This is a genomic window from Fundidesulfovibrio terrae (assembly GCF_022808915.1).
GTDB classification, from domain to species: Bacteria; Desulfobacterota; Desulfovibrionia; order Desulfovibrionales; family Desulfovibrionaceae; genus Fundidesulfovibrio; species Fundidesulfovibrio terrae.
On the sequence record NZ_JAKZFS010000002.1, the window covers coordinates 637,624 to 658,071 of the forward strand.

A 20,448-nucleotide genomic window follows, 5' to 3' on the forward strand; every position below is an offset into this window, starting at 1 on the left:
GGCTCCGCCCCGTACCCCGGCAGGGCGCTGCCCTGCACCCGCCAAAGGGCTTCGCCCTCTGGACACCATATCACTTCGCAGGAACAGGAACGAATGAATATGATTCGACAAGCTCGAGAAGGAGATTTGATTGATATTTTGGACATTTACAATGACGCCATATTGAACACGACGGCAGTATATTCGTATAAAGCACAGACTCTGGAAGATCGAACGGCGTGGCTTTGCAACAAGATCGATGATGGCTATCCCGTTTTCGTTTATGACGACGGCGTGGAGGTTTTCGGATTTTCTACGTATGGTCCGTTCAGGGCATGGCCTGCCTATAAATACACCATCGAGCATTCCGTGTATGTTGCGCCTCAGGCCAGGGGAAAGGGCGTCGGCATCTCTTTGATGCGGGCCTTGATAGCCGATGCTGTCGGGAGAGGATACGCCACGATGGTTGCCGGCATCGACTCGGAAAACACCATCAGCATCAGGATGCATGAGAAGCTGGGCTTCAAATTCTCCGGAACGATCACCAAGGCCGGGTATAAATTCGGACGATGGCTCGATCTGGCGTTCTATCAACTCGATCTGGGCGGCCCCGAAGAACCCTCCGAAGATTGATCCGGTCTTCATGAAATTGAACTAGGCAGAGGGCGCGGCTTTGCGCGCTTCCTGCCTTCTTTCGTGCCCGATCGCATTCGCATCGATCGACGCGAAGCCATAAGGGATTCCAAAGGGACTGGTCCCTTTGGCCGCCGGAGGCGTCTTCCTCTTCTCTTCTTTCCCCCCTTACTCCGGCGCGAGGGTCTTCATCGCCCCGACCGGAATCTGCTCCCAGAACGTTTTGTCCAGTGTGAGCCGCATCGACCATGGCCTGCCGGGATCGTCGTAGTTCGTCACGGCGGCCACGGGCGCTTGTCCGGGCGTGGTGCGCACAACAAGCCGCGCCATGGTGCGGGTGGATGCGGGTGTGGAGCCTTTGCGGAAGATGGAGTTGTCCGGTCCGGCGTTCTGGTCCTGGCCGAAACGCTCGAAATCGGCCTCGGTGAAGGTCTTTTGCCCGGCGAGCAGATCGGTGATGCGGATCAGGCGCTCGTGGCTGCTGGGGCCGTTCTTGACATTATGGGCGGCCAGTTCGGGAGCGAGAAAATGGTTGGTGTGGGCCAGGGCGCCTTGGGCTGCTTCGCGCGTGGCCACTTGGCCGTCCGGGCCGATTTCGACCCAGGCGGATTTGCGTCCGTCGGAGAGCATGTAAATAACCGGGGAGTGTCCGGCGAACCAGTCCGTGTGGGCCAGGGCCTCGTCCACGGTAGCCGTTTGTGTCAGAAGGCGGGCCAGGAGCGATTTGACTTTGGACGGCACGTCGCGCTGTTGGCGCGCCAGGCTTCCGGCCGTGGCGCTGACCACGGCCAGGCCGGCGTCGTTGACTCCGGCCACCAGGCGTTCGCGTCCCTTCACCCTGGCGTGGTAGCCCAGGTAGGCGTGCCCGTTTTCCGGGCGCACCAGCACGAGGCTGCCGGTGGAATCCGGCGAGTAGTCGCGGTTCTTGACCAGGATGGTGCCACCGCCAGCCGCATCGCCTACGGCCGACCAGAGGGTGCAGGCCAGGGCCGGGCTGGCCGTGAGCATGAGCAGCGCCAGCGCCAGGACGCTTGTACATGCCAAAACGGATCTCTCGCAACCGAAGAACATCTTTCCGCGATTCATCGAATCCTGCTCACGAATCCCGCGAAGCTAGAGAGGATTCCAAAGGAACGCAGTTCCTTTGGCGGGAGAGTCCAGAGAGGGCGGCGCCCTCTCTGGCCGCCGGGGGCATCTTTACTGTTCCCTCTTAACTCTTACCCAAAAGTGCAGATATACTGGGCCAGTTCGCTTTCCACCACCATTTCGAACGAGGTGTTGGCGGGGATGTGGAAGGACTGCCCGGGGCCGTAGACGCCCCATTCGTCTTCACCGTCCACCTTGGCGCGGACGTTGCCGGCGGTGATTTCCATGATTTCGGGATCGCCGGTGGTGAAGGTGAAGGTCCCGGCGTGGCAGACGCCCAGGGAGCGGCGTTGTCCGGATGCTTCGGTGATGGTGTGGCTGACCACCTTGCCGTGGAAATAGACGTTGGCCAGGGTCTTCACGGTGACGTTTTCGAAGGATTCAGGGAAACTCATGCGTGGACCTTCCTTGTTGGGCGCGGGTTCAGCCGCAGATGCCGCATTCGTAGGAGATGGGGGCGAAGCAGTCCTGGAGGAGCCTGCCGACCTTGAACCGGTGTCCGGCGAAGGGGAAGCTGTGGACGCAGTCTTCGCCGAGGGAGATTTTGCCCGGCCGCAGGAAAATCCGCAAGGGGGAGATGTCCTTCACTCGTTCGTCGCACAGATTGGGCACGGTGGCGGGCGCGAAGAATTTTTTCGAGCCGTCCGGCAGGGTGATTTCCAGGGTGTTGAGCGGGGTGGCCAGGGAGGCCACGGCGCCGTCCTCGTGGAAGGCCAGGGAGTTCAGATCTCCGTGGATGCCCTCGGCGTCGGGGTCGAAGGCTTCCATGTCGCCCAGGGGGGTGGGCACTGTGGTCATGCGGGCCGGTTCGAAGGATCGCAGGTTACCGTTTTTGTGGAAGGCCAGTCCGATGCGGGCGCTCAGGCGTCCGATGGGGGTGTCGATCTCCACGGTGTCGCCGGGCCAGAGGGTGAGGCTGCGGACTTTCCCGGAGGGAAAGAACTGCACGTTCACGAGCCGCGCGGTGACGGTTCCGACCGGGGTGGGCACGGTGAGCGGCCCGGCCAGGCGGACTTCCTCTTTTTCGGTCCAGTACCCCGAGAGCTTGCCGTTGAGCGGGAAGACCCGGCGCAGGCTGCCGTCGGGATGGAACGTGACCAGTTCGGCCTCGATGGTCCCGACGGGGGTGGGTACGGCGGTGCGTTCTTCCAGGGCCAGGGATTTGAGGCTGCCGTCGGGGTGGAATTCGATGGGCTCCACCTTGGGGCGGCGCATGTCGTCGGTGGAATGCTGCGCGATGAGTTCGCCGAGCGGCGTGGTTATCGTGATGGGAGCCATGGGCACGCAGGACGTGACGTGCCCATGGGGGCCTTTCTCCACGAAATCGACCGGCCCGATGGGGCCGTATTTGGTCTGGATGGTGTTCATGTGATGCTGCTCCGTGTGGTGAAAGATATGGGTGTTATACGAAAAATGTCAAATCTTGGTGTTTGGCGGGGAGGCGCTGGGGCGCCAAAACGGCCGCTTCCTAACCGCCCAAAAAAGCATGCAAAGAATCGTCGCCACCGTTGAAATGCTTTTGACTTGGGGATAAGAGGCTTTCATGCCGCAGAAGTCGATCCTCTTCGTTGCCCAAGCCCACACCATCACGTCCTTGTTCCCAAGGTTCAAGGAGGCGGGGGTGGAGGCCGGCATCGCGGACAGCCTGTCCGGGGCCCTGGCGTTTCTGAAGAAATCCAGGCCGTCGGTCATCTTCACCCAGGCCAAGATCGGCGGCGCGTACCAGGCGGGCGCGCTGCTGGCGGCGGCCAGGGACGCGGACGATTTTCCCCCGGTGATCGTGTTCACCGACCGGGGCACCGCCCAGGAGGCCCAGTCCTTCCTGGAACAGGGCGCGCGCGACTACTGGCTGGAGCCCCTGTCCTGGGACAAGATCGTGGCGGTGCTGCCGCAGGAGCCGGAAGAGGAAGAGGTCAGGGAGGCCCCGAGGCGGGAGGAATCCGCCCCAGAGGGCCGCTCGCTTGCCGCGGGTCCCTTGCAGGCGGCGGCCCAGGCGCTGTCCGTAGCCATGCACCAACAGGTCCCCGGGACGGCGGCCGGCGCCGGGCAGCAGGCCCAGCCCCAGCCCGCGCGCGGCGGAACGTCCGCGGCTCCCGGCGTCACCGGAGAGCGTTTCGCCATCATCGGCGGCCAGCCCGCCATCCTGCGCGTGCTGGCCCTGGCCAAGCAGGTGGCCAAGTCCAAGGCCACGGTGCTGATCTCGGGCGAATCCGGCACGGGCAAGGAGATGTTCGCCCGCTACCTGCACGCCCATTCCGACCGGGCGGGCAAGCCCTTCGTGGCGCTCAACTGCGCGGCCTTGCCCGAGCACCTGCTGGAGAGCGAACTCTTCGGCCACGAGAAGGGGGCTTTCACCGGCGCCATCGCCCGCAAGCTGGGCAAGTTCGAGCTGGCGAGCGGGGGCACCATCCTGCTTGACGAGATTTCCGAGATGGACCTGGGCCTGCAGGCCAAGCTTTTGCGCGTCCTGCAGGAAGGCGAGTTCGACCGGGTGGGCGGCATGGAAACCGTGAAGGTGGACGTGCGCGTGCTGGCCACCACCAACCGCAGGCTCGAGCAGTACGTTGAGGAAGGCAAGTTCCGCCAGGACCTCTACTACCGCCTGAACGTCATCCCGCTCAAGCTGCCAGCGCTGCGCGAGCGCGGCCAGGATATCCTCTCCCTGGCGGTCTATTTCGTGGAGAAGTTCCGCAAGGCGTACGGGCTCGGCTCCCTGGCCTTTTCCGTGGAGGCCCGCGACTGGCTCATGGCCTACGACTGGCCGGGCAACGTGCGCGAGCTGCAGAACCTGATGGAACGGGCGGTGCTCCTGGCCGGGAACGGCCCCATAGAGAAGGTGCACTTCCTGCTGGAGGGCGAGGAGTTCCCCCTGGTGGAGGAGCCACCGGTGAGCATGGAACGGGTGACGTCGCTTTCGCCCGAGCCCGCGGCCGAGGAGCCCGGCGGCGTGGCCCAGATGCCCCAGGGCATCGTGCCCCTGGACGTACTGGAGCGGGAGATGATCTTGCGAAGCCTCGACCAGACCCTGGGCAACCGCACCCAGGCCGCGCTGCTTCTGGGCATCTCGGTGCGGACGCTGCGCAACAAGCTCAACGAATACCGCCAGCAGGGCATGGTCATCGATTAGTCTTGCATCTCCGACGCGCTCATCCACGCGTGTTGGCAATCACTACGATAATATTCGTTGGGTCCTGAAAAAACGGATTCCGATTTTTCAGGATTAGCAGACTCCGCCAAACGACAAAGAATCAGGATTTTTTTGTTTCGTCGCCAGCAGGAAGTTGCGGCGTGCAAACGCTGGACGATTTGATGAACTTGAGGGCCTGTTCGGCGGTCAGCGGGCGCGAGAGGCTTTCACCCTGCATGCCCAGGCAGTTGAGGTTGGCGATGATGTCGGCGGTTTCCTTGCTGTCCACGCCGTCGGCCACCACGGAGAGGTCCAGGGCCTTGGCGATGGACACCAGCGACCCCATCAGCTCCTTGGAGCGCTTGGCCGGCTGGTCGGCCAGCTTGGAAGAATCGATGGTCACGCTTTCGAACAGCGACGGGCTCACCCCGTGGAAGCTGAAGAACCGCTCGCCGAAATCCCCCACCGAGAGCCTGACCCCCCGGTCCTTGAGACGGGTGAGTTCGTGGACGAGATGCTCGCCGCCCGACACCAGGGTGTCCTCCGGAATCTCCAGGCGCAGGGCCGAGCCCGGAAGCCCGGCTCTGTCGAGCCCGGCGAGCACTTCTTGGGCCAGGCCGGAGGGGGGGAGCTGGGATTGCTTGAGTCTCATGGTGACGGCCATGTCCGCCTGGTGTTGCTCCAGCCAGTCCTTGAGGCCGTCCAGGGCCTTGGTCATGGTGAGAAGCCACAGGCTCCAGGCCAAGCCTTCCTTGGCCGCGAGTTCGGTCAGCTCCTCGTCACGCAGCTCGCCGATGCCCTTGGCCCGCCAGGTGGGGATAGCCAGGAAACCGCTCAGGCGCAGGTCCACGCTCGAAAGAGTGGGCACATAGAGCACTCCTGTGGCGTTGCCGGCAACCGCGCGGGAAAGGCCCGTCAGGAGGGCGGCGTTCATCTTGGCCCTGCCGCTCATGCGGGCGCTGAATACCTTGATGCGGTTGCGCCCGGCTTCCTTGGCCGCGTGCATGGCCGTGTTGGCCTTTTTGATGAGGATGTCCGGGTTGGACAGGCGCACAGGCCCGAACACCAGCCCGAAGCTTCCGGTCACGGTGACGTTGTGGCTGTCGATTTCGAAGGGGCGGGCAAGGCCCTGGCGCACGCGCTTCATCACCCGGATGGCCTCCGAGGGCGAGGTGAGTTCTTCCAGGAAGATTACGAATTCGTCTCCGCCGAAGCGGGCCACGGTGTCCAGCTGGCGCACGCATTCGAGGATGCGCTCACCCACCCGGACGAGCAGCTTGTCGCCCGCGTCGTGGCCCAGGGTGTCGTTGACCAGCTTGAACTTGTCCAGGTCCATGAAGGCCACGGCGTAGCAGACCCCGTCGCGGCGCTGCGAGCGGCGCACGGCCTGCTGGATGCGGTCGCGCATGAGGGTGCGGTTGGCCAGGCCCGTGAGCGGATCGTGCAGGGCCTGGTGCTTGAGCTGCTCCTCCACCTTGCGGCGGCGTTCGATCTCTCGCTTGAGCGAGCGCTGTGATTCCTCGAGGTCGCGCACCTTGGCCTTGAGGTCGGAATTGGCCTTGCGGAAGAGGCTGTAGAGCTCCATGCCCTCGAGCAGCGAGGCGCTGCCGCGCAAAAGGATGGTGAGCAGGGTGAGCGAGGTGTCCGAGATGCTCTTGATGTCCTGGCCGAGCCACCCCAGGAACATGCCCCGGATGCGCGACGCCGTGGTCATGGAGTGCATCAGGAGCTGCCCTTCCATGGTCCCCGGAGAGGTGAAGACCGGCCGCTTGCGCTGCAGGGCCCAGGCCGCCGAGCCGCTCTCCACCAGGAGGCGCATCTCTTCCTCCATCTGGCGGGCCCGCCCCGGGGGGCTGCAGCGGGCCAGGTAGAAATCCCCGCTGGGCTCGCGCACCAGGAAAAAGGCGACGGCCTTGAACTTCAGGAGCTTGCGCACGCGAAGCGACGTTTCGTTCAGGATCTGGGTGACGGTTCCAAGGGGCCTGATGCCTTCGGGAATGCCGAGGGACGCGGCCATCTCCAGGGATTCCAGAGTATGGCGGTACGCCTCTTCGAGGAAGGCCAGGCGCTCCCTGCCGGGGGAGACCTTGGAGGGTTTATGTGCTGGCGTCTTCATTTCCTGAGAGCAGTATGTGCCCTATGTCGTCGAGTTGCCTTTGCGCCTGGGCCGCGGCCGCGCCCAGCGCGCTCTTGGGAATGTTCAGGTGCTCCCAGACCTCGGCGGAGAGCGCGGGGGCGAGGGGCGAACCGCTCTGCCCGAAACCCACCGCCTGGGCCAGGATGTCCGCCAGGTGCACCAGGGCGGCGTCCTGGTGGATGGTCTTCCCGGCGGGGCGGTGGTGCTCGGCCACGGCCCGCTCGAGCGACGAAGGGAACTTCCAGTTGGCCAGAAGCTGTCCGCCGAGCATGGCGTGGTCGAACCCCCAGAGCGCCGCCTCCACCTCGAAGAGCTGGCGGCTGTCCTGCCGGGCCTGGGTGATGGCCTGGGACACATGCCCGGGGTGGTTTTTAAGCATCACCAGGCGTCCGATATCATGCAAGAGCCCTGCCACGAAGCAGCGCTCCTCGTTGGGATGTCCCGCCGTGACGGCCAGGAGCCTGGCGAGGACGCCGCAGGCCAGGCTGTGTTCCCAGAAGGAGTGCATGTCCAGCACTTCCCTGGGGATGTTCTTGAACACGTTGATGAGCGACACGCCCAGCGCCAGGCTGGTGAGGCGGCTGGCCCCGACCACCGTGACCGCCCGGGAGATGGTGTCGATCGGTTCGGGGAAGCCGTACAGGGCGGAGTTGACCAGCTTCAGGAGCTTGGCCGACAGGGCGGTGTCCTTGCTGATGATCTCGGCCACGTAGGTGAAGGAGACGTTGGGATTCTTGAGGGCGTCCAGGGCCTGGGCCACGATGCCCGGCATGGAGGCCAGTTTGGAAGTGCCGTTGGCCAGTCGGGCCATATCAGGGCGTTTCTTGTGCTCTGCGGCGCTGAACTGCTTCACCGGCCCCGGCTCGGGAACCTCGAGCCCGCCCTGGACGAGATTTATGAAGGTGACGCGCTTTAATTCCCTTACCGCGGGATGGTGCTGGTCGGAGAGATTCAGGCGGCGGCTGGTTTCGTTCCAGGCGGCCTTGGCCAGAGCGGGGTCGAGGGCTCGGATGCGCTCGTGATCGAGGGCCTCCTGGTCTACCCCCTCGATGAGGGTCTCGGTCACGCCCCAGAATTTCAGGGTCTGGATGGAGAGTTCGTCCAGGCAAAGCCCCGACGAAAAGAGCAGTCGCCCCTGGCGGCTGCGAACGTCGGCGGACAAGACCATCCCCGGGCGCAAATCTTCTATGTAGACCGTGCCCATACCCCTCCGGTCGGATCGCTATAGCAATCTCACAGTAAGGCTGTACCCGAGGGCAGGCCTGGTGGCAAGCCTTGGGAATTGCCTGTCCGGGCACTTGTAGGGTATGTGGCGCGCCATGGTCTCCGCGCCCACCTACAATATCCTCATGTATTCCCACGATACCTACGGCCTGGGCCACATCCGCAGGACCATGGCCATCGCCCAGCATCTGCGTGGGGGCGGGGTGAACGTGCTCATCCTGACCGGCTCGCCTTTGGTCGGACGCTTCGATTTTCCCGAGGGCGTCGATTTCGTGCGCATCCCGGGCATGATAAAGAAGACCAACGAGGAATACCTCCCCCTGTCCATTCGGCTCTCCGCCCGGCAGGCCCTGAACATCAGGCGCAACATCATCGTGGCCACGGCCAAGTCCTTTCAGCCGCATCTGTTCATCGTGGACAAGGCCCCCATGGGGCTCAAGCGCGAGGTGCTGCCCACGCTCAAGTGGCTGAAAAGGCGCATGCCCCACTGCCGCACCATCCTGGGGCTGCGCGACATCATGGACGACGCCGAGTCCACGCGCCGGGAGTGGCGCGAAAAGGGCATCTACGACGTGCTGGACCAGTATTATTCCGAGATATGGGTCTACGGGAACCAGAAGTACTACGACCCCATCGTGGAGTATGCCGTGCCGGACGCGGTAAGCGCCAAGATGGTCTTCACCGGATACATCCCCCGCGCCGTGCCCCGGCGCGGCAAGGTGGCCGAGATGCGCGAGGAGGAACGCCTGACCCAGAAGGAGCGCCTGGTGCTGGTGACCACTGGCGGCGGCGGTGACGGCTACCCGCTCATGGACGCCTATCTGCGCATGCTGGAAGAAATGGTGAACCCGCCGTTTCGGTCCATCCTGGTCTCGGGGCCGTTCATGCCCAGGGACATGCGCGAGGAGGTCCACAAGCGGGCCATCAAGGTCAAGGCGCGCTTCCACCATTTTCACCGCAACATGGAGGCCCTCATGGGCATGGCCGACGTGGTGGTCTCCATGGGCGGCTACAACACCACCTGCGAGATCCTCTCGATGGGCAAGCCGTCCCTGGTGGTGCCCCGCGAGGAGCCCCGTCTGGAGCAGCGCATCCGGGCCGAGATGTTCCAGAGCCACAGGCTCGTCGAATACCTGCCCTGGTCGCGGCTCTCCCCGGACGCCCTGGCCGAGAAGGTGACGCGGCTCATCGAGGATCCGCAGTCCTGCTGCGGCGGCATAGCTGATTTTCGCTTCACCGGCCTCGAGGTGATCTCCTCGCGCCTGGACGAATTCAGGGGCGTCACCGCATGACCGGCCTGGGCGGCGACGCGGGGCGCTCCCCGGTGCCGGGCCCGGTTTTGGGCATGATCCTCAAGGGATATCCGCGGATCTCTGAGACCTTCATCTCCAACGAGATCGCCCTTCTCGAGGCGCAGGGCTTCGACATCCGCATCCTCTCCATGCGCCATCCCCGCGAGGACTTCTCCCACGAGTCCGTCAAGCGCATCAAGGCTCCCGTGCACTACCTGCCCGAGACCATCGCGGGGAACGTCCTGAAGCTTCTGAGCGCCAACCTGGCGGCCATGGCCCGGTCCCCCCGGCGCTACCTGAAGGGGCTGGCCGAGATGTTGCGGCGCCTGGCCGCTACCCGCAAGGCGGCCACGGCCAAGCACCTGCTCCAGGCCGGGTATCTGGCCTCGCGGGTGCTGCCGGGCTCGGGCGTCACTCACCTGCACGCCCATTTCGCCCATTCGCCCACGTCCGTGGCCGTGTTCACGGGCATCCTGGCCGGGCTGCCCTACAGCTTCACGGCCCACGCCAAGGACATCTACACCCAGGACCCGGCCAGGCTTTCGGAAAAGATCGCCGGAGCCCGCTTCGTGGCCACCTGCACCGGCTACAACAAGGAGTATCTGGGCAAGCTCAATCCGGGCGGCACGCCGGTCCACCGGGTCTACCACGGCATCGACCTGGGCTTGTTCGACCCCGGCGCTTTGCGGGTCGAGGCCAAGCCGCCCTACGAGATACTCACCGTGGCCCGGCTCACCCCCAAGAAGGGCCTGCCCACGGTGTTGCGCGCCCTGGCCGGGCTCGAGCGGGCCGGGATCGAGTTCCGCCACGTGCTCATCGGAACGGGGGAGGAACGCGAGAACCTGGAACGCCTGGGCCGTGAACTGGGCATCGAGGGGCGCATCGAGTGGCTGGGAACCAAGCCCCACGAGGTGGTGGTGGAGCGTCTCCGCCGGGCGGATCTTTTCCTGCTGGGCTGCGAGGTGAGCGCCAACGGCGACCGCGACGGCATCCCCAACGTGCTGGTGGAGGCCATGGCCATGGGCGTGCCCGTGGCGGCCACGACGGTGTCCGCCATCCCGGAACTCATCGCCATGGAGGACCACGGCCTGCTGGCCGCCCCCGGCGACCACGAGGGCTTGGCCGAGGCCGCCCGCCGCCTGCTCACGGACCGGGACCTGCGCGCCCGGGTGGTCCCCCAGGCCAGGCGGCGCGTGCTCGAGCATTTCGACAACCGGAGGCTCGTGGGCGAGCTGGCCGCGATCTTTCGCGCCCATATGTCATGAAGATCGCCTTCTACGCGCCCTTCAAACCCCTGGACCATCCCCGCCCCAGCGGTGACCTGACCACCGCCCTGGGCCTGACCCGGTATCTGTCCCGGCACGGCCACGAGATCGCCGTGGCCTCGAGGCTTCGCGCCCGCGAGCTGGCCTCGCGCCCCTTGCTGTGGCCCCTGGCCGCCTTCGAAGCCCTGCGCGCCGGGATGGGACGCGCGGACGTGTGGCTCACCCACCACGCCTATTACAAGTCTCCGGACGTCATCGGGCCGTGGGCCTCCCGGCGGATGGGGATTCCCTACGCGGTGTTCCAGGGCATCTATTCCACCAAGCGCCGCAAGACCCCGGCCACGCGCCTGGGCTTCGAACTGAACAAACGCAGCCTGTTGGCGGCCGACGTGGTGTTCTCCAACCGCCGCCTGGACATGGAGAACCTGCGCCGCCTGCTGCCCGAGGAGCGCCTGTGCTACGTGGCCCCGGGCATCGATCCGGGGGCGTTCACGCGGGACGCCCAGGCCGGGGCCGCACTCAGGGCGAGCTGGGGAGCGGCGTCCCGCCCCGTGATCGCCTCCGTGGCCATGTTCCGTGACGACGTGAAATCCCAGGGGCTTCGCTACCTGATCTCCCGCCTGGGCGGACTCGAGCGGGATTTTCTTCTGGTGCTGGGCGGCGACGGGGAGACCCGGGCGGAACTCACGGCCCTGGCCCGCGAACATCTGCCGGGCCGGGCGCTCTTCCTGGGACAGCTGCCCCGCGAAGAGCTTCGCGCCGTGTACAGCGCGGCCGACCTGTTCGCATTCCCAGGCATCCGGGAGAGCCTGGGCATGGTCTACCTGGAAGCCCAGGCCGCCGGTCTTCCCGTGGTGGCCTTCGACAACGGGGGCATCCCCGAGGTGACGCGGCCCGGCGAGACCGCCTTGCTGACTCCGCCCTTCGACGACGCTGCTTTCACCGGCGCGGTGGAATCCCTGCTGGACGATGCGGACAGGCGCGCGGCCATGGGCCGGGCGGCGGCCGCCTACGTGCGTGAGCATCACGATGCGGCGCGTAATTTTTCCGTAGTGGAGGAGCGCCTACTCGCGCTTGCCGGGAGGCGTGCGTGACCCGCCTGGCCATCATCCGCCACGCCCAGACCGAGTGGAACGTGGAACGGCGTATCCAGGGCCAGCACGACTCGCCGCTCACGCCCGAGGGCGCGCGGGCGGCGCGTGGCTGGGCGGCCTCCCTGGCCGGATACGGGTTCAGCGCCCTGTACGCCAGTCCGCTCGGCCGGGCTTTCCGCACGGCCGAACTGGTGGGACAGGGACTTGGACTCTCCCCCCTGGCCGAGCCCGGGCTGCGCGAGCAGGCTTTCGGGGAATGGACCGGCCTCGCCGTGCCCGAGCTGCGCCTGCAGGGCATCCTGGAGCCGCAGGAGGCGCTGGGCTGGGCCTTCACCCCTCCGGGAGGGGAAGACCGCAGAGCCGTCCTCGAGCGCGCCTGGGCCAGCCTCATGGGCATCGCCGCGCGCCACGCGGGGCAGTCCGTGCTGGTGGTGACCCATGAGGGGGTGGTGCGGGCCGTTCTCTACGCCCTCATGGGGCGGGACTACCTGCCCGGCGAGCCGAAAATCCTGGCCCCGCGCGCCCTGCACATCCTGCGGGCGGACAGGGCGGACGGGGGCTGCATGCGCATCGAGGACTGGAACCTGCCGCTGTGACGGGCCTTCCCGCTCCGCGTACCCGAACGTTTCCCCATCAAGCGAGGCTTGCCGAGATGAACATCGTCTTCTACTGCCAGCACGTGCTGGGCCTGGGCCATTTCATGCGCAGCCTGGCCATCGTGCGCGCCCTGGCCCCCCACAGGACGGTCTTCGTCACCGGCGGCCCCGAAGTGCCGGGCGAACTGCCTCCCCACGTGGTCCACGAGCGCCTGCCCGTGCTCTCCATGGACGAGGACTTCCGGGAAATGCTCTCCGGGGACGACCTGGACGCCGTAAAGCGCGAACGCGCCGCCCGGTTCGCGGCCGTCATGGAGCGCGAGCGGCCGGACGTCCTGGTGGTGGAGCTCTATCCCTTCGGCCGGCGGGCCTTCGAGTTCGAGCTCCTGCCCGTGCTGGACGCCGTGCGCCGGGGAGCCTACGGGCGGCCCCGCGTGGTGTGCAGCCTGCGCGACATCCTGGTGGAGAAGGACAACCCGGAAAAGTACCAGTCGAGGGTGGTGGGCAGGCTGAACCAGCTGTTCGACGCCTTGCTGGTCCACTCGGACCCCGCGCTCTTTCCCCTGGAGGAGACCTTCCCCAGGATCGCCGAGGCGCAAATCCCAGTGGAGTACACCGGCTTCGTCACCCAGATGCCTTCACCCGGCGCGCGGGAGGCGGTGCGCGCCTCCATGGATCTTGCGCCAGGGGAAAGGCTGGTGGTGGCCAGCGCCGGCGGGGGCAAGGTGGGCTCCGAATTGCTCTTTGCGGCGGTGAATTCCTATCCTCTTCTGATTACAGACAATCCCGTCCGTCTCGAGATTTTCACGGGTCCTTTCCTTGACGAGGAGGCCTATCAACGATTACTGGCCCATTCCTCCGCACACGAGAGGGTTTTCGTGTCGCGGTTCTCCGGGAACTTCCTGGACCTCCTGGCCGCGGCGGACGCGTCGTTGTCCTTGGCCGGGTACAACACCACGATGAACGTCCTCGCCTCGGGCGTGCCCGCCCTGGTCTGGCCCTTCGCCCAGAACCGGGAACAGTCCCTGCGCGCGCACAGGCTCGCCGGACTGGGCGCGCTCGGCGTGCTTTCGCCCGAAGATTTCGAGCCCGCCCGTCTGGCCGGACTTGTGGGCGGACTGCTCGATCGGCGTGAAAAGGCCCTGGCCGGGTCCTTCCGTCTGGACGGAGCGGCCGAGTCGGCCCGGCTGATCGTTTCCGGCATGCGGCCAAACAGGCAACAACATCAAACCGAGCACCCATGATCGTTTCAAACAACGTCTCTCCTCTCTGGCACAGTCTTCCCGACGATCACCGCCAACGCCTGGCCCAGGCCATCGACACGGGACTGGCAAAGGCCCCGTCCGCAAAGGCGTCGGTCTATTTCCGCGCCGACGACGTTGCCGTGCCCGGCAACGCCTTCACCGCCATGGTCGAGGCTTTCGGCGTGCACAAGGTCCCCCTGGGCCTGGCCGTGGTCCCTGCCTGGATCACGGTGAGCCGCTGGGAGGCTCTGCGCAAGGCGGCCTCGGGCCGCGAGCTGTTCTGCTGGTGCCAGCACGGATGGCGGCACATGAATTACGAGGCTCCCGGGTCCAAAAAGCGCGAGTTCGGCCAGGCCCGCCCGGCCCGCGACAAGCGCCTGGACCTGACCAAGGGCTTCAAGCGCATGGCCGAGATCTTGGGCGGGGATTTCACCCCCGTGTTCACCCCTCCCTGGAACCGCTGCGACGGGGACTCCCTGGCCGCCATGCCCGGGATCGGGTTCAAGGGCGTCTCCCGCACGGTGGGGGCCGGTCCCGACGCTCCCGAGGGTCTGCCGGACTTCCCGGTGCTCATGGACCTGCACACCCGCAAGGAGGCCGACCCCGACGCGTCCCTGGACGCCATGCTGGAGGAGCTTTCGCGCGGCCTGGCCGACGGCAGCTGCGGCGTGATGCTGCATCATCAGCGCATGAACCAGACCGCCGTCGCCTTCCTGGACGTGCTGCTCGAGCAACTTTCCTCGCGAAAAGAAGTCTCCCTCGTCCATTTCGGACATCTTCTCCAAGGCTAGGCCGCGTTCCGTAACGCCGCCGCTCGGCTCCGGCCCGCCTTTGCGTTTCGCGCCGGCCGTTCATGATTGAAATACAGGCGGGGAGCGCGCATTTGCTCGCTCCCCGCCTTGTTGTTTGATGCGTCCTAAAATCCCACCGGGCATGGGGGAAGGGAGAAGGCTTTTTTATTGTGGGGAGGGTTTAAAAAAATATTTTCGTGGGGTAATGGGGAGGAGGGTAGGTTTCAACCGTTCAGTCCACTTCAACCCATGAGGAGGTCCCAATGGCCGCCGACCTGAAGACTTTCACCAATGCCCTGAAGAACGCCATGCCCCAGTGCATCAAAAACGACGAGGACGCCGCTGAAGTGATCACCATCGTGGGGTCGGTGATCACCAACGCCCTCAAGAACAAGGATACCGCCTACCTGGAGGGTATCGGCGAATGGCGCAGCGAATCCGACGGGGGCAAGAAGAAGGTCATTTTCACCCCGGACAGGATGCTGATCGACGCCTCCAACGAGTAACCCGCAACCGTTGTCCGCCCAGCCAGGGGGGGCGCTGGCCCGGCCCTCCCCCCAATCCTAAGCCCGCATGAACAGGGCGTCGGCCGCGACGGTCTCCCCATCCTTGCCGGGCCACGGGGCGTAGAGCCCATCCACCCGGAATCCTCTTGCCTCCATCCAGGCGATCACCTCCGGCCCCAGGGGCTGCCCCCGGTACATGGAGGTGAAGGACACCTCGCACAGGACGGCCTTCACTCCCCCAATCAGCTCCCCAAGCCCCTTGAGGGCTTCCAGTTCGAATCCCTGCAGGTCGAGCTTCACCACATCCGGCGCGTCCGCGAGCTCGGCGTCCAGCCGGACCACGTCCACGTCCACGGTCTGGGCCAGGCCCATGGGTTTGTCCGCGTGCTTCTCCAGGATGCCGGTTGGGTCCAGCAGCGAGGAGCAGGTGGCGCTTTCCAGCACGTTGAGGGTCAGCACGGCCGGGGAAGAGCCCAGGGCCACAGGGCGCACCAGCACCCCGGGGGTGTCCGCGAAACGCTTGGCCAACTTGCGGGCCAGGCGGGGCAGGGGCTCGTAGGCGCGCACCAGGGCGTGCGGGTAGAGCGCCAGGAAACGGTCCACGGTGCGGCCCTTGTTGGCCCCCCCGTCCACCACGCAGGCCACATCCGGGCCGGTGATGCGCGCCATCCGCTCGAAGGGGTCGAGGCCCGTCCGGAGAGTCCATGGGATTTTTTCCATGACGCGGACATAGCACGGGAATCGGAAAATTCGAATCATTAGTTGACAATGAAAATCGTTATCATTAAACATGGACATACGTTCGCGCCGCTGATCGGGGGCGCAGTCCATGGGTGGTGTTGCGCTCCCGATGGCCGCGGACGAGTCCAGGAGGTGTACCATGACCACGAAATCGACCATCGGTTCCAAGTCGCGTCCCAGGCAGATGTTTTCGGCGATTTTAAAGCCCATGGCCGAGGCCGAGAAAGGCTGCTCGGGCGAGGGCTGCCGAGCGAAGGCCCTGACCCGGCTCAACCGCGAGGGGATGGCCGCCTGCCAGGCGGGCGACTTCCAGAGCGGGGTGGAGCTTCTTTCGGAGGGGATCAGGCTGGCCAGCCGGGCAGGGACGCGTATGTACGAGGCCAAGCTGCGAAACAACCTGGGCCTGGTGCTGCTGTTGGCGTCCAGGCCGTGCGAGGCGGTCAGCGAGTTCGGGCATGCCCTGTCACTGGTGGAGGCCAAGCTCGGACGGGACAATTCCCTGTTCAGGCGCATCGAGGGCAACCTGAGCCGCGTCCCCTGCACTGCGGCCTAGTGTTGCGTCTACGAAATAAATCGATAGTTATTTCGTGGCTAATAATATGAAATAACAATTTTTATCCTCAAAAAACATGTTCATGTTTTTTGAGGATGCGACACTAGCGTCGCGGCGTGGAAGGCCTGGAGATGTTTTTCGAGGCGGAGGGGACGGTTACGGGATGCCGCTCTGTGGCCGCGCGGGCGCGAGAGGGGGTCAGGCCGTGGCCTGCGCGGCGGCGGCCGTGGAATTCTTGAAACGGCGCTGCACGGACATGGTGAATATCCCCTCGCCGTCCTTCTGCTCGAAGGTCAGCGAGCCGCCCATGGTGCGCAGCAGCCGGTAGCAGAAGGGCAGGCCGATGGTTTCGCCGCCCTCGTCGAAGGGCAGGAATATCTTCTCCACGTCCTCCACGGGCTTGGCCTGGTCTCCGCCCACCTCCAGGTGCGTGAAGCGTTCGCTGGCGAAGGTCCTGATCCACATCCCGCCCTTGGGAGGCAGGGCCGCGAGCGTGGAGCGGATGAGGTTGATGACCACCTGGGTGAGCAGGTCCGGGTCTTCCTCCACCCCTGTGGCGGCGGGGTCCATGTCGATGCGCGGGATCACGCCGTTGGCTTCGAGCTCCGGGGCCAAAAGCTCCAGGCAGTCGCTGACCAGACTGGACATCAGGATGGAGGTCCGGTGCATGCGTACGGGGCTCAGGTAGTCGCGGATGCGGTCCAGGATGCGCTCCAGACGCTGGGCTTCGCCGAAGATGATGCCCGCTTCCTCCTGGGTGGGCTCCTTCTTGAGCAGGCGACGCGCGAAGCCGCCGATGGCCACCAGGGGGTTGCGTATCTCGTGGGCCACTTCGGCCGAAATGGCTCCCAAGGTTTTGATCTTTTCCTTCTGCACCAGGTATTTTTCCAGCATGAGCCGGTCCGATATATCCAGGACCACCCCCTCCACGCCCGGGGCGGCCGCGGTCTCGGCGCACTTGGGCTGGGGGATGGACTTGAGGATGCCGTGGACCACGCGCCCGGACTTGTGCAGCAGGCGGCAGGTCTTGGAAAAGGGGGCGTCGCAGTCGCCCAGGGCCTGGGTCAGGACGCGGCGGACCACCTCGCGGTCTTCCGCGTGGATGCGTCCCAGGAGCCATCCCGGTTCGGCCAGGGCGTCCTCCTGGGTGTAGCCGAGCATGCTCTGGCAGGCGCGGTTTACGAACTGAAGCTCTAGGGCCGGGTCCAGGCTGAAGATGACCAGGGGGATGTTCTGCACGAGGTTGGTGTAGCGGGCCTCGGCAATGCGCACCTGGCGGGCGAGCTCGCGGCGTTCCAGCACCACCGAGACGGCGTGGTCCAGCAGGTCGAAGCTCTCGATGGGCTTGGTGATGTAGTCCCACGCGCCCAGGCGGAATGCCCGGATGGCGTCCTGGAGGTCGGCCCGCCCGGACACCACGATCACCGGGGTGTCGTTTTCCAGGGCCTTCTTTTCCTCGAGGAAGGTGAGTCCGTCCATGACCGGCATGCGCAGGTCCAGGAGCACCAGGTCCGGGGAGTGCCGGGCGAGAAGTTCGAGCCCTTCCACGCCGCTGGACGCCTGGATGGCGGTGTACCCGGAATCCTCGATCCAGGCCGCGAGGGTGGCCCGGACGGCGGTGTCGTCGTCCACGGTGAGGATGGTCCGGGCTGTGGCGGGCGTGCTCTGCATGGGTGTCCTGATTTCCTTATTGCATTCAATAGATCGAATATACTTTTCATGGCAAGCCCAGATAAAGCCGGGGCACAAAAAAGGGGGAGACGCATTGGCGTCTCCCCCTTTGGTTTCATGATTGGCCGGGTGCGCTATACCGCGACGTCTCCGGTTTCGCCGGTGCGGATGCGGACGACTTCCTCGAGGCTGAAGACGAATATCTTGCCGTCGCCGACGTTGCCGGTGTTGGCGGTCTTCCTGATGGCCTCCACGGCCTCAGCGGCCTGGGCGTCCTTGACCACAAGTTCGATCTTCACCTTGGGGATGAAGACGACCTGGTATTCCGCGCCACGGTAGTGCTCGGTGTGGCCTTTCTGGCGGCCGTATCCCTTGACCTCGGTGACGGTCATGCCCAGCACGCCGACCTTGTCCAGGGCTTCCTTCACCTCGTCGAGCTTGAAAGGCTTGATGACGGCAGTGATCATTTTCATGGCGCGCTCCTTAGCGATGGGTCTTGTTCAAGGAGAAGTCGGGATAGGCGACGACGCCGACCTCGGCCGCATCCAGTCCTTCGCGTTCGATCTCGGGGGTGACCCGGTTCTTGATGAACACGTTGAGGACCTTGAAGAAGACGAAGAAGGCGACGAACACGAACACGAAGTTCGTGGCCACGCCCATGCACTGAGCGAGAAACTGGCCGGAATCGCCATAGAGCAGGCCCTTGACGGTGCCATCCACGGTGTTGAAGGCGTCGCCGTAGGTGCCATCGGCGAAGATGCCCACGGCCAGCAGGCCCCAGGCGCCGTTGACCCCGTGCACGGAGATGGCGCCCACCGGGTCGTCCACTTTCAGGGTGCGGTCCACGAAGAAGACGCTGACGCACAGGAGCACGCCGGCGATCGCTCCAATGAGTACGGCCGACCCGGCGGTGACGAAGGCGCAGGGCGCGGTGATGGCCACAAGGGCTGCAAGCAGGCCGTTGGCGGACATGGACGCGTCGGGTTTGCCGTAGAAGATCCACATGTAGAACATGGCCGTGACGGACCCGGCGGCCGAGGCCAGCATGGTGTTGGTGGCCACCACGCCGATGCGCAGGTCGGAACCGGCCAGGGTGGAGCCGGCGTTGAAGCCGAACCAGCCGAAGGCCAGGATGAGGCATCCGGCGATGGCCATGGGGATGTGGTGGCCGGGCAGGGCGTTGACCTTGCCGTCGGGGCCGTACTTGCCCATGCGGGGGCCGAGGACCATGGCCCCCGCCAGGGCGGCCACGCCGCCTGTCATGTGCACCACGGAGGATCCGGCGAAGTCCACGGTGCCGTGTCCCAGGCCGAAGTTCTTGCCCAGCATGGCCAGCCAGCCGCCGCCCCAGACCCAGTTGGCGTAAAGGGGGTAGATGAGCATGGACATGAAGAATCCGTAGATCACGAACGATTTGAAGCTCCAGCGCTCAGCCATGGCCCCGGTGGGGATGGTCACGGTGGTGTCCATGAACACCATCTGGAAGAGGAACATGGTGAAGATGGCCACGTCGTAAGCGTCGCCGCCCAACATGAAGCCTTTGAGGCCGAAGATGCCGAAGTCCTTTCCGAAAAGTGATATGGCGAACTCGGTATCCATGGTTCCGCCGCCGCCCAGGGTGGCGAAGGGGCCCGCGCCGCCCATCTGGAGGGCGTAGCCGCATATCCAGTAGCCGAGCATGCCGATGCCGTAGACCATGAAGTTCATGGTCATGGTGTGGGCGGCGTTCTTGGCGCGGGTGAAGCCCGTTTCAGCCAGGGCGAAGCCAAGCTGCATGAACATGACCAGGAAGCCGCAGATGAGCGTCCAGGTGAAGTTGATGGAGATCTTGTTCTTGCCGGCTGCCTCGGCGACCTTGGCCGCCAGGGGTTCCTTTTCGCTCATGGCGGCCAGGTCTTCCTTGGTGGGGCCGTTGGCCGCGTATCCCACGATATCGGCTGCCGTGCCGATGTTGGCGCCGGTGGGATCCGGCTTGGCCGGTTCGGCGGCCGGTGCTTCGGCGGCCGATGTTTCGGGTTTGGCTTCCTGGGCGTATGCGGCCATGGGCGCGCAGGCCAGGAGAAGCAGGATTGTTACGAGAAATGTCGAGAGGAGCTTCTGCATTTCCTGATCCCCATTTTGGGCTTCGAGCATGTTTGACGAAATTGTACGAGATGATGGAGGCGCCGGTCGCTTGAACCTGAGGAAGGTGAAAACCTAGGAAGAGTCGAGAAACGTAAGCATTTTCATCCTCCCTTCGGGCAACATGACGGGCGGTGTGGGCCAGAAACGGTCGCCGGAAAGTCTGGTGATGAGGTCGCTTTCGGTGGCCGTCGGAAGTGACCATAAAGTCGGATTTGGGCAAATTCAAGGCAAAATTCTCACTTTTGTAAAATTTTAAATCCGGATTAATTCTTATTCCTGGTGCGGTGCTCTGCTTGTTTCCAAAATGATGAGAGGGGGTGGGTTG

19 protein-coding genes are annotated in these 20,448 nt (G+C 65.0%); 10 read left to right on the top strand and 9 right to left on the bottom strand.

Features of this window, described 5'->3' with window-relative positions; all coding sequences use genetic code 11:
- Nucleotides 1–93: 93 nt before the first annotated feature.
- Nucleotides 94–612, top strand: a complete 519-nt coding sequence (locus ML540_RS10015) for a GNAT family N-acetyltransferase (protein WP_243360501.1) — start codon at nucleotides 94–96, stop codon at nucleotides 610–612.
- Nucleotides 613–780: 168 nt separating this feature from the next.
- On the opposite strand, the gene ML540_RS10020 is transcribed toward ML540_RS10015, so the two are convergent.
- From ML540_RS10020 to ML540_RS10030, 3 genes are all read right to left on the bottom strand, one after another.
- The gene (locus ML540_RS10020; RefSeq protein ID WP_243360503.1) at nucleotides 781–1,698 is read right to left on the bottom strand and encodes a C45 family autoproteolytic acyltransferase/hydrolase; all 918 of its coding nucleotides are present in this window, start codon (nucleotides 1,696–1,698) and stop codon (nucleotides 781–783) included.
- A 131-nt stretch (nucleotides 1,699–1,829) separates the two neighbouring features.
- Nucleotides 1,830–2,153 carry a pyrimidine/purine nucleoside phosphorylase gene (ppnP, locus tag ML540_RS10025; protein ID WP_243360505.1) on the bottom strand — a complete coding sequence of 108 codons (324 nt, stop codon included), beginning with the start codon at nucleotides 2,151–2,153 and terminating at the stop codon, nucleotides 1,830–1,832.
- A 28-nt stretch (nucleotides 2,154–2,181) separates the two neighbouring features.
- Entirely contained in the window at nucleotides 2,182–3,126 is a 945-nt protein-coding gene (locus ML540_RS10030) for a hypothetical protein (protein ID WP_243360507.1), read from the bottom strand.
- A 175-nt stretch (nucleotides 3,127–3,301) separates the two neighbouring features.
- Between ML540_RS10030 and ML540_RS10035 the strand changes: the two genes are divergently transcribed.
- Nucleotides 3,302–4,885 (top strand): sigma-54 interaction domain-containing protein, encoded by a 1,584-nt coding sequence (locus tag ML540_RS10035; protein WP_243360508.1) that lies wholly within the window; start codon nucleotides 3,302–3,304, stop codon nucleotides 4,883–4,885.
- Nucleotides 4,886–5,006: 121 nt separating this feature from the next.
- Here the strand turns inward: ML540_RS10035 and ML540_RS10040 are convergent, their stop codons facing one another.
- Both ML540_RS10040 and ML540_RS10045 read right to left on the bottom strand, forming a co-directional pair.
- Complete coding sequence (locus ML540_RS10040; RefSeq protein WP_243360511.1) at nucleotides 5,007–7,001, bottom strand: putative bifunctional diguanylate cyclase/phosphodiesterase; 1,995 nt, start codon at nucleotides 6,999–7,001, stop codon at nucleotides 5,007–5,009.
- A complete protein-coding gene (locus ML540_RS10045) occupies nucleotides 6,982–8,226 on the bottom strand; it encodes an HDOD domain-containing protein (protein ID WP_243360513.1) in 1,245 nt (414 codons plus the stop codon). The genes ML540_RS10040 and ML540_RS10045 overlap by 20 nt, the downstream gene beginning before the upstream one ends.
- 115 nt (nucleotides 8,227–8,341) lie before the next feature.
- Here ML540_RS10045 and ML540_RS10050 point away from each other — a divergent pair, with 115 nt between their 5' ends.
- From ML540_RS10050 to ML540_RS10080, 7 genes are all read left to right on the top strand, one after another.
- Nucleotides 8,342–9,538: a glycosyltransferase family protein gene (locus ML540_RS10050; RefSeq protein ID WP_243360515.1), complete on the top strand. Its 1,197-nt coding sequence runs from the start codon at nucleotides 8,342–8,344 to the stop codon at nucleotides 9,536–9,538.
- Nucleotides 9,535–10,803 carry a glycosyltransferase family 4 protein gene (locus tag ML540_RS10055; protein ID WP_243360517.1) on the top strand — a complete coding sequence of 423 codons (1,269 nt, stop codon included), beginning with the start codon at nucleotides 9,535–9,537 and terminating at the stop codon, nucleotides 10,801–10,803. The genes ML540_RS10050 and ML540_RS10055 overlap by 4 nt, the downstream gene beginning before the upstream one ends.
- On the top strand, nucleotides 10,800–11,897 hold the full coding sequence (locus ML540_RS10060) for a glycosyltransferase family 4 protein (protein ID WP_243360518.1): 1,098 nt from the start codon (nucleotides 10,800–10,802) through the stop codon (nucleotides 11,895–11,897). Before ML540_RS10055 ends, ML540_RS10060 begins: the two co-directional genes overlap by 4 nt.
- Entirely contained in the window at nucleotides 11,894–12,493 is a 600-nt protein-coding gene (locus tag ML540_RS10065; protein WP_243360520.1) for a histidine phosphatase family protein, read from the top strand. Before ML540_RS10060 ends, ML540_RS10065 begins: the two co-directional genes overlap by 4 nt.
- 56 nt (nucleotides 12,494–12,549) lie before the next feature.
- Complete coding sequence (locus ML540_RS10070; RefSeq protein ID WP_243360523.1) at nucleotides 12,550–13,737, top strand: glycosyltransferase family protein; 1,188 nt, start codon at nucleotides 12,550–12,552, stop codon at nucleotides 13,735–13,737.
- Nucleotides 13,734–14,528, top strand: a complete 795-nt coding sequence (locus ML540_RS10075; protein WP_243360525.1) for a polysaccharide deacetylase family protein — start codon at nucleotides 13,734–13,736, stop codon at nucleotides 14,526–14,528. Before ML540_RS10070 ends, ML540_RS10075 begins: the two co-directional genes overlap by 4 nt.
- A 263-nt stretch (nucleotides 14,529–14,791) precedes the next feature.
- Nucleotides 14,792–15,034 carry a DNA-binding protein gene (locus ML540_RS10080; RefSeq protein ID WP_243360527.1) on the top strand — a complete coding sequence of 81 codons (243 nt, stop codon included), beginning with the start codon at nucleotides 14,792–14,794 and terminating at the stop codon, nucleotides 15,032–15,034.
- Between the two features lie 57 nt (nucleotides 15,035–15,091).
- Here ML540_RS10080 and ML540_RS10085 read toward each other — a convergent pair whose 3' ends face one another.
- Nucleotides 15,092–15,754: an FkbM family methyltransferase gene (locus ML540_RS10085; RefSeq protein WP_243360529.1), complete on the bottom strand. Its 663-nt coding sequence runs from the start codon at nucleotides 15,752–15,754 to the stop codon at nucleotides 15,092–15,094.
- Nucleotides 15,755–15,914: 160 nt separating this feature from the next.
- Here ML540_RS10085 and ML540_RS10090 point away from each other — a divergent pair, with 160 nt between their 5' ends.
- Entirely contained in the window at nucleotides 15,915–16,328 is a 414-nt protein-coding gene (locus ML540_RS10090) for a tetratricopeptide repeat protein (protein WP_243360531.1), read from the top strand.
- Between the two features lie 198 nt (nucleotides 16,329–16,526).
- On the opposite strand, the gene ML540_RS10095 is transcribed toward ML540_RS10090, so the two are convergent.
- The 3 genes from ML540_RS10095 to ML540_RS10105 all read right to left on the bottom strand — a co-directional run bounded on the left by ML540_RS10095 (nucleotide 16,527) and on the right by ML540_RS10105 (nucleotide 20,102).
- On the bottom strand, nucleotides 16,527–17,999 hold the full coding sequence (locus ML540_RS10095) for a response regulator (protein WP_243360533.1): 1,473 nt from the start codon (nucleotides 17,997–17,999) through the stop codon (nucleotides 16,527–16,529).
- Nucleotides 18,000–18,133: 134 nt separating this feature from the next.
- A complete protein-coding gene (locus tag ML540_RS10100; protein WP_243360535.1) occupies nucleotides 18,134–18,472 on the bottom strand; it encodes a P-II family nitrogen regulator in 339 nt (112 codons plus the stop codon).
- A 10-nt stretch (nucleotides 18,473–18,482) separates the two neighbouring features.
- Nucleotides 18,483–20,102 (bottom strand): ammonium transporter, encoded by a 1,620-nt coding sequence (locus ML540_RS10105; protein ID WP_243360537.1) that lies wholly within the window; start codon nucleotides 20,100–20,102, stop codon nucleotides 18,483–18,485.
- Between the last annotated feature and the right edge of the window lie 346 nt (nucleotides 20,103–20,448).

What these genes read in the sequence shown, in the direction of transcription:
- ML540_RS10035 (WP_243360508.1), top strand. Translation starts at nt 3,302, where the DNA reads ATGCCGCAGAAGTCGATCCTCTTCGTTGCCCAAGCCCACACCATCACG.
- ML540_RS10080 (WP_243360527.1), top strand. Translation starts at nt 14,792, where the DNA reads ATGGCCGCCGACCTGAAGACTTTCACCAATGCCCTGAAGAACGCCATG.
- ML540_RS10045 (WP_243360513.1), bottom strand. Translation starts at nt 8,226, where the DNA reads ATGGGCACGGTCTACATAGAAGATTTGCGCCCGGGGATGGTCTTGTCC.
- ML540_RS10050 (WP_243360515.1), top strand. Translation starts at nt 8,342, where the DNA reads ATGGTCTCCGCGCCCACCTACAATATCCTCATGTATTCCCACGATACC.
- ppnP (WP_243360505.1), bottom strand. Translation starts at nt 2,153, where the DNA reads ATGAGTTTCCCTGAATCCTTCGAAAACGTCACCGTGAAGACCCTGGCC.
- ML540_RS10070 (WP_243360523.1), top strand. Translation starts at nt 12,550, where the DNA reads ATGAACATCGTCTTCTACTGCCAGCACGTGCTGGGCCTGGGCCATTTC.
- ML540_RS10090 (WP_243360531.1), top strand. Translation starts at nt 15,915, where the DNA reads ATGACCACGAAATCGACCATCGGTTCCAAGTCGCGTCCCAGGCAGATG.
- ML540_RS10055 (WP_243360517.1), top strand. Translation starts at nt 9,535, where the DNA reads ATGACCGGCCTGGGCGGCGACGCGGGGCGCTCCCCGGTGCCGGGCCCG.
- ML540_RS10015 (WP_243360501.1), top strand. Translation starts at nt 94, where the DNA reads ATGAATATGATTCGACAAGCTCGAGAAGGAGATTTGATTGATATTTTG.
- ML540_RS10085 (WP_243360529.1), bottom strand. Translation starts at nt 15,754, where the DNA reads ATGGAAAAAATCCCATGGACTCTCCGGACGGGCCTCGACCCCTTCGAG.
- ML540_RS10075 (WP_243360525.1), top strand. Translation starts at nt 13,734, where the DNA reads ATGATCGTTTCAAACAACGTCTCTCCTCTCTGGCACAGTCTTCCCGAC.
- ML540_RS10030 (WP_243360507.1), bottom strand. Translation starts at nt 3,126, where the DNA reads ATGAACACCATCCAGACCAAATACGGCCCCATCGGGCCGGTCGATTTC.
- ML540_RS10105 (WP_243360537.1), bottom strand. Translation starts at nt 20,102, where the DNA reads ATGCAGAAGCTCCTCTCGACATTTCTCGTAACAATCCTGCTTCTCCTG.
- ML540_RS10095 (WP_243360533.1), bottom strand. Translation starts at nt 17,999, where the DNA reads ATGCAGAGCACGCCCGCCACAGCCCGGACCATCCTCACCGTGGACGAC.
- ML540_RS10060 (WP_243360518.1), top strand. Translation starts at nt 10,800, where the DNA reads ATGAAGATCGCCTTCTACGCGCCCTTCAAACCCCTGGACCATCCCCGC.
- ML540_RS10040 (WP_243360511.1), bottom strand. Translation starts at nt 7,001, where the DNA reads ATGAAGACGCCAGCACATAAACCCTCCAAGGTCTCCCCCGGCAGGGAG.
- ML540_RS10020 (WP_243360503.1), bottom strand. Translation starts at nt 1,698, where the DNA reads ATGAATCGCGGAAAGATGTTCTTCGGTTGCGAGAGATCCGTTTTGGCA.
- ML540_RS10100 (WP_243360535.1), bottom strand. Translation starts at nt 18,472, where the DNA reads ATGAAAATGATCACTGCCGTCATCAAGCCTTTCAAGCTCGACGAGGTG.